The organism is Microvirga sesbaniae, assembly GCF_025460805.1.
GTDB lineage: Bacteria > Pseudomonadota > Alphaproteobacteria > Rhizobiales > Beijerinckiaceae > Microvirga > Microvirga sesbaniae.
The window spans coordinates 267305-280360 of record NZ_JAMXFJ010000001.1; the positions used below are offsets into that span (position 1 = coordinate 267305).

Annotated in this window: 14 protein-coding genes; 5 read left to right on the plus strand and 9 right to left on the minus strand. The window is 67.0% G+C overall.

Annotated elements, in window-relative coordinates; genetic code table 11:
• Positions 1-85: 85 nt before the first annotated feature.
• Together OCW50_RS01220 and OCW50_RS01225 are read left to right on the plus strand one after the other, a co-directional pair.
• Entirely contained in the window at positions 86-328 is a 243-nt protein-coding gene (locus OCW50_RS01220) for a DUF3297 family protein (RefSeq protein ID WP_262296145.1), read from the plus strand.
• 128 nt (positions 329-456) lie between these two features.
• Entirely contained in the window at positions 457-750 is a 294-nt protein-coding gene (locus OCW50_RS01225) for a hypothetical protein (protein ID WP_262268511.1), read from the plus strand.
• Positions 751-774: 24 nt separating this feature from the next.
• Here OCW50_RS01225 and OCW50_RS01230 read toward each other — a convergent pair whose 3' ends face one another.
• From OCW50_RS01230 to OCW50_RS01250, 5 genes are all read right to left on the minus strand, one after another.
• A complete protein-coding gene (locus OCW50_RS01230; protein WP_262296146.1) occupies positions 775-2178 on the minus strand; it encodes a virulence factor family protein in 1404 nt (467 codons plus the stop codon).
• Positions 2175-4820, minus strand: coding sequence for a bifunctional lysylphosphatidylglycerol flippase/synthetase MprF (gene mprF / locus OCW50_RS01235; RefSeq protein WP_262296147.1), 2646 nt, complete (start codon positions 4818-4820; stop codon positions 2175-2177). Before mprF ends, OCW50_RS01230 begins: the two co-directional genes overlap by 4 nt.
• A 141-nt stretch (positions 4821-4961) precedes the next feature.
• Complete coding sequence (locus OCW50_RS01240; protein ID WP_262296148.1) at positions 4962-5315, minus strand: hypothetical protein; 354 nt, start codon at positions 5313-5315, stop codon at positions 4962-4964.
• 445 nt (positions 5316-5760) lie between these two features.
• Positions 5761-6027, minus strand: coding sequence for a DUF7696 family protein (locus OCW50_RS01245; RefSeq protein ID WP_262268515.1), 267 nt, complete (start codon positions 6025-6027; stop codon positions 5761-5763).
• A 75-nt stretch (positions 6028-6102) separates the two neighbouring features.
• The gene (locus OCW50_RS01250) at positions 6103-6516 is read right to left on the minus strand and encodes a response regulator (protein ID WP_262296149.1); all 414 of its coding nucleotides are present in this window, start codon (positions 6514-6516) and stop codon (positions 6103-6105) included.
• Between the two features lie 203 nt (positions 6517-6719).
• Here OCW50_RS01250 and OCW50_RS01255 point away from each other — a divergent pair, with 203 nt between their 5' ends.
• Positions 6720-7043: a hypothetical protein gene (locus OCW50_RS01255; RefSeq protein WP_262296150.1), complete on the plus strand. Its 324-nt coding sequence runs from the start codon at positions 6720-6722 to the stop codon at positions 7041-7043.
• Between the two features lie 248 nt (positions 7044-7291).
• Here the strand turns inward: OCW50_RS01255 and ampC are convergent, their stop codons facing one another.
• The gene (gene ampC / locus OCW50_RS01260) at positions 7292-8455 is read right to left on the minus strand and encodes a class C beta-lactamase (RefSeq protein WP_262296151.1); all 1164 of its coding nucleotides are present in this window, start codon (positions 8453-8455) and stop codon (positions 7292-7294) included.
• A 241-nt stretch (positions 8456-8696) separates the two neighbouring features.
• Between ampC and OCW50_RS01265 the strand changes: the two genes are divergently transcribed.
• Positions 8697-8993 (plus strand): hypothetical protein, encoded by a 297-nt coding sequence (locus tag OCW50_RS01265; protein WP_262296152.1) that lies wholly within the window; start codon positions 8697-8699, stop codon positions 8991-8993.
• Positions 8994-9023: 30 nt separating this feature from the next.
• Here the strand turns inward: OCW50_RS01265 and OCW50_RS01270 are convergent, their stop codons facing one another.
• Genes OCW50_RS01270 through OCW50_RS01280 form a run of 3 tightly spaced genes read right to left on the minus strand, consistent with a single transcriptional unit; the run spans position 9024 to position 11993 of the window.
• Positions 9024-9794, minus strand: coding sequence for an ABC transporter ATP-binding protein (locus OCW50_RS01270; protein ID WP_262296153.1), 771 nt, complete (start codon positions 9792-9794; stop codon positions 9024-9026).
• Positions 9788-10828, minus strand: coding sequence for a FecCD family ABC transporter permease (locus OCW50_RS01275; RefSeq protein WP_373371290.1), 1041 nt, complete (start codon positions 10826-10828; stop codon positions 9788-9790). Before OCW50_RS01275 ends, OCW50_RS01270 begins: the two co-directional genes overlap by 7 nt.
• Positions 10829-10856: 28 nt before the next feature.
• Entirely contained in the window at positions 10857-11993 is a 1137-nt protein-coding gene (locus OCW50_RS01280) for an ABC transporter substrate-binding protein (protein ID WP_262296155.1), read from the minus strand.
• A 209-nt stretch (positions 11994-12202) separates the two neighbouring features.
• On the opposite strand from OCW50_RS01280, the gene OCW50_RS01285 reads away from it, so the two are divergent.
• Entirely contained in the window at positions 12203-12985 is a 783-nt protein-coding gene (locus OCW50_RS01285) for a class I SAM-dependent methyltransferase (protein WP_262296156.1), read from the plus strand.
• Positions 12986-13056 lie beyond the last annotated feature (71 nt).

Sequence of the window (13056 nt, forward strand, 5' to 3'; positions counted from 1 at the left end):
CACGCCGGGTGAGTCGGAATTGGCATTCGCTCCCCGAGAGAGTAGGTTGCCGCCCCGAACGATCCATCGCCGGAGACAACCCCGCATGACCGACACGCTTCCCGACCGCCTGTCCTCGAACCCGAACAGCCCCTATTACGACGAGGAGTTGCTCGCGAAGGGGGTGGGAATCCGCTTCAACGGGGCCGAGAAGACCAACGTGGACGAGTATTGCGTCAGCGAGGGCTGGGTCCGCGTCACCGCCGGCAACGCCAAGGACCGCTTCGGCAATCCCATGACCATCAAGCTCAAGGGCAAGGTCGAGCCCTATCTCCAGACGAAGGAGTGAGGCCGGGGAGAGCCCTCGTCCTCCCGGAATCGCCGGCCGCCCGGCCAAGCCGGAGGGGTAGGGTGGCGGACGCGCCGATCCAGGATAAGCTTGCCGCTCGGAAGATCCTCGGGAGGGGCTGATCCAGGATGGCCGCTGGTCGGCGACGGACAACACTCGTGGTCGCGGGCTGGCTCCTCGGCGGGCCGGCCCTGGCCCATGGCTGGTATCCGGCCTGGTGCTGCAACGATCACGATTGCCGCGAACTGGCGCAGGCCAGGGGCGAGACCGTGACCGAGACCGAGGAGGGCTGGCGGCTCTGGGACGGGCGCCTCGTCGGCCGCGACGAGGCCAAGATGTCCCCGGATGGGAAGTTCCACATCTGCGAGGAGCCGACCACCCACGCGATCATCTGCTTCTTCGCCCCGCAGGGATCGTCCTGACGGGCCGCCGCCCCTCCCGGCGAGCTACGGGGTCGGCTTGAGCCGCCCCCAGATCGCCTCTGCGGCCTTGGAATAATCGCCGTCGAAATGATGCCCGCCGTCCAGCGCGATTCTTTGCGTCCCACCGAGTTCGGGCGCCGTGCAGGAGGTCTCGTTGTCCTCCGCCTCCTCCTTGCCGTAGATGCACTGCGTCTTGTCGAGCGGCAACTGATGGAGGAGCGGGGTCAAGGGCCGGCTCTCGGCGGAGGCGGCGCCGATGAAGCCCTCCACGGTCACCTCGAAATCCGCGTTGGTGCCGAGCGCCAGGAGCGACACGAGACCGACCCGGTCCCTGATCGCCTTGGGCAGTTCCGGCCACACGTCGGGCATGATGTCGGAGCCGAACGAGAACCCCACGATGGCATAGTGGTCGGTCCCGAATTCCGCGCCGTAATGGTCGAACAGCAGACCGAGATCGGCGGCCACGTCCTTCGGGCTCTTCTTGGACCAGAAATAGCGCAGGGAATCGAGCCCCACGACGGCGACGCCCTTTTGCGCGAGCCATTCGCCGATGGACTTGTCGATGTCCCGCCAGCCGCCGTCGCCCGAGATGATGACGGCGAGCCCTTTCGCCGGCCCCTCGGGGGCGATGACCGAGACAGGCAGCTGCGAGTGGCCGCGCTCGCCGGTCTTGCCCAGCTCGACGGCGCTGTCGATCAGGGCGTCGCGGACGGCGGCGGCGTCCTCGGCCGGCACGAAGGCGACCTCGTCGCCGTCGCCCTGGAAGGCCTCCACGGCCTGGCGCTCGCGTTCCGGCGCAATGGCCCGCCAGGGCGCGGGCAGGTCGGGCACCCGGCGCAGGGCGAAGAAGCCGTCGCCCGCCGGCTCGAGCTTGGGATCGAAGCAATAGGTCCTGTCGGTCTTCAGCAGGGGCTTGAAGCCGATTCCGATGGCGCCTCCGAGAGTGTTCGCCGGAGCCTGCGCCAGGGCCGCATAGGCGAAGGCAGCGCCGTCGCCCCGTCCGGCGATCACCGGGAAGAAGTAGCGCTGCAGCCCGAGCTTGCGCTGCACCGCCTGGGCGAGATCCTTCAGGTCGTCCGACACGTAGTGGCACTCGTCCTCGGGCGGCGACTTGGCGAAGTCGGCGCGCAGGGCGTCGAAGTTGAAGGAGGCTGCCGCCAGCCCGGCCTTCGCCAGCGCAAGGGCATCCTCCCGCCGCGCCGCCGCATCGGCCTCGTCGGCCACTAGAATGACCAGCCCCTTCGAGGGACGATCCTCCGCCCGGACGATGTCGACGGGGCCGAAGCCCTCGACGTCGATCGTCGTGGTGGAGACGGTGGGCGGCATCAGGGCCGACCATGCGGAGCGGCCGAGCAGCACGCTGCCGAACACCAGGGCGACGAGCGCCGCCACGACGGTCAGGTTCCGGAGATGCTTGAACGTCCTCATGATCTCGCCCCCTTGCTGATGGATTTGATCGGGCTTCCCGAAATCAGGTTGCTCACGTCGAGCAGGATCTGCGGCAGCGCCCAGCCGCCCGGGCTCGCGAGATAGCGCGGCTCCCAGGCGGGGCCGAACTTCTCCTTGTAGGCCCGCAAGCCCTTGAAGCCGTAGAAGCGCTCGCCGTTGCGCGCCACGAAGGCCGCGACCTTGTGCCAGCTCGGAGCGAGGCGATGCTCGGACAGGCCCGAGAGCGGCGCCATGCCGAGGTTGAACCAGCGGTAACCCCGCGCCTTGCCCTCCTGCATGAGGCTGACGAAGAGCAGATCCATGATGCCGGGGATGCCCGGCAGATAGCGCATGAGATCGATGGTGATCTCGCCTCCGGGCTGGCCGTACCAGATGTTCGCGAAGGCCACGATGCGGCCGTCCCGGCGGATCACGGCCACGTCGAAATAGGACAGGTAGCGCTCCGACCAGAAGCCGATCGAGAACCCCTTCTCGCCGGCGCCGCGCCCCGCGAGCCAGGCGTCCGAGACTTCTTTCAGCTCGCCGAGATGGCCGGGCACCTCGGCGGCCGGGATGATGGCGAACTCGAGGTTCTCGCGCTTGGCGCGGTTGAGCGCCGCGCGCCAGTCCTTGCCGGCCTTGCCCTCCGTCGTGAAGGTCTCGAGATCCACATGCGCCTCCTCGCCGAGCTTCACGAGGGACAGCCCGCCGTCGAGATAGAGCGGCAGATGCGTCGGGCTGACCTGGTAGAATACGGGCCAGCCCGCATGGCGGTCGACCTCCTCGAGGAACTGCCACATGAGGTCGGCCGCATGTTCGGGCTTGCCGATGGGATCGCCCATGGCAATCCAGCTCTTGCCGCGCACGGCATACATGAGGAAGGCTTCGCCGGACGGATGGAAGAGGAAGCGCTTGTCTTCGAGCAGGGCAAGATGCGCGTCCGCGCGCTCGGCGCAGGCGAGGGCGGGCGCCAGCGCGTCGGGCTTCAGGGGCTCCACGCGGCGCGCATCGGGATGACGATGGATCATCGCGTAGAGCGACAGGGCCGCCCCGATGATGATGGCTCCCAGGCTGCTGCGCAGGAAGCGGGACGCATCGTCGTGCCAGTTGAACTGCCACCACAGGTCATGGCTGTAGTCGACGTCCTGGAAGGCCGTGAAGCCGAGCCAGAGGGTGCAGCCGAGAATGAAGGTGACCGCCACGAGCCAGCGCGGCTCCAGCGGTTCGGCGAAGATCCCGGCCTTGCGGTAGAAGGCCGAGCGGTGGGTCAGGAGCAGGGTGAGAACGGCCCCGAGAACGAGCCCTTCCTCCCAGTCGAACCCTTTGGCCAGCGACACCACGATCCCGGCCCCGATGACGACGACGGACAGGGTCCAGGCGCTGGCGAGGCGGCGCATCAGGCCGCGGGACAGGATAAGGAGCACGACGCCGGCTGTGCTGCCGACGAGGTGCGACACCTCGGCGAAGGGCAGGGGCACCAGAAGCCGCAGGGCCCGCACGCGTGAATAATCGTTGGGGAGCGCGCCGGAGGTGAGCAGCACGAGGCCGCCGATGAAGGTGAGAATGGCAAGGGCTGCCGGCACGAAGGGCAGCACGAGGCGCCGGACGCGCCGCGCCGCGCGGGTGAGTTTCGCATCCGAGCGCCGCACCTCGTGGGCCAGGAACAGCGCCACGGCGAACAGGAAGGGAATCAGCGTGTAGGTGAGCCGCCAGACGAGGATGGCCGACAGCAGCTCGGCCGCCGGAGCCTGCGGAAAGGCCAGCAGGATGGCCGCCTCGAAGGCCCCGAGCCCGGCCGGGACGTGACTGACCACGGCGAGCAGGATGGCGCTTGCGAAAACGGCCGCGAAAACCGGAAAGCCGATGCCGAGATCCGCCGGGAGAAGCACCCACAGGGCTGCGGCGGCCGCGCAGATGTCCGTCAGGCCGAGGCCGATCTGGACGAGCGCCGCTCCGCCGCCCGGGACGCGGATCTGCATCCGTCCCCGGCCGATCTCACGACCGCTCCCGCGGCTCCAGGCCAGGTAAGCCGCGAGCCCCGCCAGCAGCACGATCCCAAGGCCGCGGTTGAACCCCATCGGCAGATGGTCGAGGGCGGCAAGGGCCTGCGGCTCGAGGGTGGCGCTCAGCCCGAGCACCCCGGCCATGCCGACCCACAGGGTCATGGCGGCCACGGCTGTGAGCTTGGCGACCTCGCTCAGGCTCAGGCCCGCCCCGCCATAGATGCGCCAGCGCACGGCGCCCGCCGTGACGAGCGGAAATCCCAGGGTGTGGCCGATGGCGTAGCTCGTGAAGGACCCGAGCGCGACGGTCCCGAGCGGTACCGCCTTGTCGGTCGCGGCACGGAGGCCGAAGGCATCATACCCGATCAGCGCGGCGTAGCTGACGGCGGCGAAGAGCAGGGAGATTCCGATGAGCGAGACCGGCGTGCCGACGGCACTGGCGGCCACGGTCGCGAGGTCGAGCCCGGACAGAAGCCGCATGAGCAGGGCCGCGAGGGCGGCGAACCCCGCCAGGGCGAGAGCCGGTGTCATCCAGCGCCGGAAGAAAGGGCGCCGGGGCGGGGTGACCGCAGCGGCCGGGGTCGCGTGCGCCTCGACGGCGGGGTTCGCCTCGGCTGTGCGAAGAGCGGTGGTGGGCATGGGAGATCTCGTCTGAGTGGTCTTTCGGCGCCTTCAGTCGGGCGCCCGGGCGCTTCGAACCGCGTCAAAGCACGAGCAAGGGGGCCGCCGCCACAGGCGCCCGCGGGAGTGCGGTGCGCACGACGTCGGCGCCGCGAAGGTTCAGACGAACGGAGGGCCGGTCGGAGGAGCGGCGCAGGCCCGGTGCGAGGGCGGAGCGTTCGGGCAGGCGATGCAGCCCATCCTGATCAGGCGGGCCTGATCGATCAGGACGGTCGGGGCGACGCCCGGCAGGAGGGAGCCCGGGGCGTCGTCGCCACCCGGCACGGCCTGGAGGTCCGCCAGGACGCCTTCCGGCGAATCGATGGCGTCGCCGGAGAGAGCCAGCGTGGTCTCGGACGCGCCGAGGCAATCCCGGTCATCGATGAGGCACGGCTTCGCCTGCGCGGTTCCCGCCATGAGCAGGAGCGCCAGCAGGGACTGGGCGAGCGCCAGAAGGATGCGGTGCGGGATCACGGATAATCGCCTTAACGCCGGTGTGATCATCTCACAGGAAACCTGAATGCTTCCTGATTACGGCAGAAACAAGTGGAGGCTTGCTCAGGTGGCGGCTCGTGCCCCAAAAAGAAAGCGCCCGCTCTCGGGGCGCTTCAAGGTCCGACCCGTAGGGGCAAATAATAAGGTCGGTGAACCTATCTATTCAGGGAGTAGTTTGGCCAAATTGTGACGGTCCGTGACACGAATGGGGCGTGTCAATAGAATTTCTGCGTTATTCTGACGCTTCCGATCGTTCATTTGCAAACTATTTGCCCTTGATCGATCATCTCATATGATTTAATCCGGGCTCACCGTAGGGGCAAATACGGTTCGAAGGGTCGCGAACACGGTCGATAAAGACCGGGCGCGACCCTTTTCTTTTCTTTTTATTTCTAAACACCGACCTTTTTAGGAGTCCTGTCCGTCATCGGGGCTTGGTACGGGCTTCCTGCAGCCGCTCCATGGTGGCCTTGATCTCCTCGGCCGCCTTCGCCCCCCGGATGCCGACCACCCCGCGGTCGATCGTCTTCCCGTTCTCGTCCTTCCGCCCGTTGAAGAAGACGTCCCGCTCCTGCTTGGACATCTTCAGGACGGTCCGGGCCTCGGTCTCGATCCGCCATTCCTCGGACCAGGTGCTGACGGGCTCGCCGGTGAACTCGGAAACGGCTTCGGTGTCGCGGGAATAGGTCATCCTGTCGGTATGCCGGACAGGGGGTAACCAGATGATTAATGCAGGCGAGAGGGAGACTGGCTCGCGCCGGAGCGATCAGGCTGCCTTCGCGCTCGGAAACGGCAGGACCCGCGGGGCATCCGGGCTTGTCAGGCCCTGCAGAGCCTCGAGCACTCTGACCGGAGCCGCCGGAGGGATGAAAACCGCGTGGGCGGGCGACGTCCTGGCCGGATCGGGGGATGCGATCAGCAGCGCGGGCCGGTCGGGATGAAGCCGCTCATACTCGTCTTTCAGGATGAAGCCGCAGACCAGCCCCGGCAGGTCCACCTTGGACACGAGCCAGTCGATCTCGTCGCCCTGCTGGCACAGGATCAGAAGCGCGCGCTCCCCGTTGGGGACGGCCGTCACGTCGTATCCGCCCGCTCGAAGAAGATGAGCGACGAGCTCGCGGGCGACGGCATCGTCGTCGACGACAAGGACCATCGCCTTGGATCGGGAATCGGAAACCATGGCGGTCTTCCCCGGATGATCGGCAATTGTCCGCCGCGGCCGATTAACATCGTGTTAATCGCGACCGCTCCTTCGAGGGATCGCCCCGAAGGGTTGCAGCCGCGAGACGGCGTCCGGAATTCGGGCAACGGCCACGCTGAAACGCGGCGCTGCCTTCACCGTTGTCATGGCGGAGTTTTCCTTCGATAGGTGGAGAGCAGGTCATGCGTGTTTCTGATCTCAAGTTCGCGGCTGCCGCGCTGCTGCTGACGGTCCCGACCCTGGCATGGGCCGAGGAGGGCGGCGCCGCGGCCGGCGCGATTGCCGGCGGCACGGCCGGAGCCGTGGTGGGCGGGCCCGTCGGTGCCGCCGTCGGGGCGGGAATCGGCGGCATCGCCGGCGGCGCCGCGTCCGGTCCCGACCGGAAGGACGTGATCATCGAGCATCGCGACGTGGGAGCGACCGGCAGCACCGGGTGCTCGACAACGACGCAGCAGAAGACGAACGAGTTCGGCGACACCACGACGAAACAGAAGACCGAGTGCTAGAGCCTCGGACCCAAATGTGGACACCACTTTTGGGATCGGATCCGATGCTCTCATCCTGAAGCGGCGCATCGTCCGCAGGATGCGCTCGGCGGTCTTCCGATCGAGGTCACCGGGACAATCCCGGTGCTGATACCCTCCGCACGTCATGGCCGGCCTTGTGCCGGCCATCCCGATCTTTTGGGGCGCGGCGCCTCACCGTATCGGGATCACCGGGACAAGCCCGGTGATGACGTGGAAGGGGGCGCGGCCTATTCCGTCAGGCGCGAGAGCACCCGGTGGGCTGCCTCCACTCGGGCCTCGTTGGGATAGGCCTTGTTCGCCAGCATGACGATCCCGATCCTCTTGCCCGGAACGAACGCCACATAGGCCCCGAACCCGAGGGTCGACCCGGTCTTGTTGACGATCACGTCGTCTCGCGGCGCCATGGGCGGGTCGATCGCGGCGGCCGGATGGACCTTCTGGTTCATCGTGTTGCCGGCGACGAGCGTGTCGAGCGCCACCGGATAGGGATAGTGCTCCCAGACGAGATCCTGGATCAGCCCGCCCGAGCGGGAATAGCCGGTCCGGGTCGCACGCAGGGCCCGGGCGAGTTTTTCCGGGACCGGGCCGACGCCCATGTTTGCCTCGAGGAAGCGGAGCATGTCGACCGCGTTCGACTTGACGCCATAGGCCTCCGCCGCGAGGAGAGCATCGGACACGCGGACGGGCTTGCCGTCGCGGCCGTAGCCCCAGGCATAGGACGCCATCTCGGCCTCGGGAACGTCGATGAAGGTGTGCTGCAGGCCGAGATCGCGGAACAGCTGTCCCGCGAGGGTCTCGAAGCTCGCCCCCATGGCGCGGGCGGTCGCCAGACCGAGAAGGCCGATGCTCGGATTGGCGTAGCTGCGCTGCGTTCCCGGGGGCGCCTTCGGCGTCCACGCGCGGTAATAGGCGATGAGCTGCTTCTGATCCTTCACGGCCGCGGGCAGTTGGAGCGGAAAGCCCCCGGCCGTATGCGTCGCGAGGTCGAGGAGCCGCACCCTGTCGAGGGCGCTGCCCTTCAGTTCCGGCATGTGCCGGCCGACGGGGTCGGTGAGCGACAGCCGGTCTTCGACCGCCGCGAGGGTCGCCAGGGTGGCGGTGAACGTCTTGCTGATCGATCCGAGCTCGAAGAGCGTCTCGCGCGTGACCGGGATCCGATGGTCCTTCGAGGCCACGCCGTAATCCATGAAGTGGCGCCTGCCGTCGATGGTCACCGCGACGGCCAGTCCGGGGATGCCGTAGCGCTCGATGACCGGCTTCACCGCCGCGTCGACCGCTTCGCGCACCGTCGCGTCCTGGTCGGAGCCGGCGGCCAGGGCAGGGAGCAGGGTCGCGGCAAAGGCGAGAAGAGCGGCGGCAAGCCGGGGGTGACGTCGCGTCGGCACGGGCATCTCCTTTCGATTCGGCAGGCGTTCCTGCGATGAGGACAGGGTCGGGCGATTGCCCGGAATGGCGAGCGATATGACCCTGTAGGGTGAAGAAGCGGTTAGGACGGCCATGGCGCCGCAGGAGGGGGCGTTTCGGGCCGAAAGCTCCCGCCTTTCAACAAAGAACGCGGCGTTCCTTGAAGAAAGTCTTTGCCTTGCTGCCGACATCTTGAGATCTCTTCTTGCCTTCTCCTGGAGCCCGACAATGCGCCTCGTGGTCATCGCCTCTGTTCTGACAATCGGTTTCGCCTGCCAGGCCGCCGCCCAAACCGCTCCTGCGCCGTCCACCGACGCCGTGACCGCGACACGCTCCGAGATGCGCGAGTTGATCGAGGCCGTGCAGGCGACCGCGAAGGCGTCCCGCGAGAATGTCGATCATGCCCGTGTCGTCCCGGACCTGCTGTACCAGATCCTGACGAAGCTCGATAAGATCGAGGACAAGCTCGACAAGGTCGAGACGACCTTGAAGGAGACGCAGGCTTCCGCTTCCAGGAAGCGCTGAGGCCCGCGTGCCGGCCGGGACGGCGCCGCGTCAGGACCGTCCGATCGGCCCGTCGATGATCACGTGGGCGGATTGGCGCGAGCAGCGCTCGATGCGGCCTTCCACCCGGTAGATGGTCTGGAGCAGGGCCGGGGTGATCACCGATTCCACCGGCCCGCAGGAGACCATCGTGCCGGCATCGATCACCATCACCCGGTCGGCCACGCGCAGGACCTGGTTGAGATCGTGGATGGCCAGGATGACGCAGATCCCGCGCTCCCTCGCGAGGGAGCGGATCAGGGCCAGCACCTCCACCTGCCGGTGCAGGTCGAGGGCGCTCGTGGGCTCGTCGAGGAGCAGGATCTTCGGATCGCGCACCAGCACCTGGGCGAGGGAGACCAGCTGGCGCTGACCGCCGCTGAGTTCGTGCAGACCCTTGAAGGAGATGGGTTCGATCTGCAGATCGTAGAGGATGCGGTCGACCTCGTGAAGGTCCTCGTCCGTCACCTTGCGGCCCGCGCCCTGCTTGCGGGCGAGCAGCACCGATTCGTAGACGGTCAGCACCGTGTTCACCGAGGTGTCCTGCGGCATGTAGCAGACATGGCCCGGGTCGGGCCGGAGCGCCCCGTCGTCGATGCGGATGGTCCCGGGACCGTCGAGGAGGCCCGCGATGCGCCGGAACAGGCTCGACTTGCCGGCGGCGTTCGGCCCGATCACGGCCGTGACCTCGCCGCCCTTCAGCACCGGCGTGGTGACGCCCGAGAGCACCTCCTGCCTGCCGTAGCGCACGCCGACATCGGTGAGTTGCAGGGTCGCTACCATGAGCGCCTCCGGCTGGACATGATCAGGCTGAAGAGGAACGGCACGCCCACGAGGGCCGTGATGATGCCGATGGGAAAGATCGTTCCCGGCACGATGGACTTGCTGATGACCGACGTCAGCGACAGGATCGCCGCGCCCGACAGGACGGAGGCGGGCAGGAAATAGCGCTGATCCTCGCCCACCAGCATGCGGGCGATGTGCGGGCCGACGAGGCCGATGAACCCGATGGTGCCCACGAAGGCGACCGGCACGGCGGCAAGCAGGCTGATGATCATCATCGTCTCCAGGCGCAGCCAGCGCACGTTGACCCCGAAGCTCGCCGCCTTGTCGTCGCCCAGGCGCAGCGCCGTGAGCGCCCAGGCGCGGCGCATGAACAGGGGCAGGGAGATCGCCACAACGGCCGTGGTGATGGCGAGCTTCGGCCAGGTGGCGCGGGTCAGGCTGCCCATGGTCCAGAACACCACGGCGGCGAGCGCCTGCTCGGAGGCGAGATACTGCACCAGGGCGAGGAGCGCGTTGAAGGTGAAGACCAGGGTGATGCCGAGCAGCACGATGGTCTCGACCGTGACGCCGCGCCTCTGGCTCATGAAATGGATGAACAGGGCCGCCGCCATGGCCATGAGAAGGGCGTTGATCGACACCACGTAGTCGATGGCCCAGGGCAGGATGCCGACGCCGAACACGAGGGCGATCGAGGCGCCGAAGCTCGCCGCCGCCGAGATGCCCAGCGTGAAGGGGCTGGCGAGCGGATTGTTGAGGATCGTCTGCATCTGCGCGCCCGCGGCCGACAGGGCCGCCCCCACCACGACCGCCATGAGCGCGACCGGCATGCGGATGTCCCAGATCACCACGCTGGTCTGGAGCGAGACCTCGGGCGAGCCCATCAGCGCCAGCACGACCTCGCGCATGGAATAGCGCGCCGGTCCCAGGCCGAGATCGGCGATCACCGAGAGGACGAGAACGAGGCCGAGCGCAAGAAGCACGAGCTTCTTGCGCTGGACGAGGACGCGGTAGGCTCCGCGTCCCTGCGGCATGGCGATGGCGGGCGAGTGGGCCAAGGGCCTATTCCTTGTCGGTGAGGGAGACCCAGTAGCCGGTCTTGTAGGGGACGGGCAGGAAGCGCTCGTAGAGCGTCTTCATGGTGGTCTCGGGATCGAGGTCCTTGAACAGGTCCGGGTGCAGCCACTTGGCCATGGCCTGGATCGCGACGAACTGGTAGGGGCTGTTGTAGAACTGGTGCCAGATGGCGTGGACCCGGTTGTCGCGCAGGGCCTTCACGCCGGTATAGGCGGGACGTTTCATCAGCGCGGCGAGCTTCTCCCGGGCCTTGGCCTTGTCCGCCCCGGAGCCGACGCCCACCCAGGCGCCGCCCGGAACGTAGAGTTCCCAGTTCGAGCCCGTCACGATGACCTGATCCGGATTGGCCGCTATGATCTGTTCCGGGTTCACGACGCCGAAGGTGCCGGGAATGATCTTGGCCGCGAGGTTCTGCCCGCCTGCAACCTCCACGAACTTGCCGAAGTTCTCGTTGCCGAAGGACATGCAGCAATCGTCGGAATAGCCGGCGGCACGCTCCACCATCACGACGGGCTTCGGCGGGTTGGCCTTGGCGAGGCGCTCGGTCACGAGATCGATCTGCGCCTTGCGGAACGCGATGAACTCCTCCGCGCGCGTCTCCTTGCCGAACAGCTTGCCGATGAGGCGCATGCTCGCGTCGGTGTTCTCGAAGGGCTTCTCGCGGAAGTCCACGAAGACGACCGGGATGTCGATCTTGGCGAGCTTCTCGATGAGCTTGGCGTCGTCGGTGGCGGTCTTGGCCTCGATGTTGAGGAGGATCACGTCGGGCTTGAGGGAGACGGCCTGCTCCACGTCGAACGTGCCTTCCTTGAAGCCGCCGAAGGTGGGGATCTTGTCGATCTGCGGATACTTGGCGAGGTAGTCCCTGTAGCCGTCGAGATCCGCCTTCTGCAGGTCGTCGCGCCAGCCGACCACGCGCTTGAACGGCTGGTCGGTGTCGAGCGTGGCCACGAAGTACGTCTGGCGTCCCTCGCCGAGGATGACCTTCTGGACGGGCGCCATCACTTCGACCTGGCGGCCGGTGATGTCGGTCACCTTGATCCTGTCGGCGGCTTGGGAGGACACGGGCAGAAGCCCGACCAGCGCCAGGGCGGCGCCGAAGACCAGCTTGGAGAGTTGCATGACGCGCCTCGCATCTTGAGGAAAGCGCGCACTTCCTATGTCTCGAATAGTTGCCGTGCAAGGAATATCTTTTAGAATATCTATAAGGAAGAGCAGTATTGGGGTAGTTTGTAATCGTTCTATTCTGCAGTTTATAATGATTATAGTTTGACGGTTTGGCAAATTGTGCCTAGAGGAGCGCGGAAATCACCTGCGTTCGTGAGACTTCAATGAACTCGAACTACACCCTCCGGGACGAGATCCGCGACTACTGGTCCTTGCGTGCGCCGACCTTCGACGAGCAGGTCGGTCACGAGATCTTCTCGGAGGAGGAACGGGAGGCCTGGCGCGATCTCTTCCGGCGCCATCTCGGTCCGGGCCAGGGCCGGAAGGCTCTCGATCTCGCCAGCGGCACGGGCGTGATCTCCCACCTTCTGCATGGCCTCGGCTTCACCGTCACGGGTCTCGACTGGTCGGACGCGATGCTGACGCAGGCCCGCGCCAAGGCGGCCAGGCGCGGCGCCGAGATCCGCTTCGTCATGGGTGATGCGGAACGTACCCTGGAGCAGCCGGAGAGCTACGACGTGCTCGTCACGCGCCATCTTGTCTGGACGCTGGTCGATCCGAAGGCGGCCTTCCGGGAGTGGCATTCCCTCCTCAAGCCTGGCGGACGTCTGCTGGTTATCGACGGCGATTTCGTGTCGGATACGATCGTCAAGCGCATGATCCGTTTCGTCGAGAAGCTGGTGCCGGGGCTCGCCGGGGCCTCGCACGCGCCCAATGCCATGCGCGAAACCCATGAACGCATCCTGAGACGCGTCTACTTCTCCAAGGGAGCGCGGGCGGAGGAGGTCGCCGGGCTGCTGCGCGAGGCGGGTTTCTCCCGGACGCTCATCGACCGCGATCTCAAGCCGATCCACCGGGCGCAGGCGAAGAACCTGCCGCTGCTCAGGGGGCTGGAGCGCGCGACGCAGCATCGCTATGCGGTTCTCGCCGTGAAGGCCTCAACCTGACGAGCCATCGGCTGCCTGGCCGGAGCATGCTCTCCCGAGGCCCCCTGCGGAACCGTGTCGGGGGACGATGC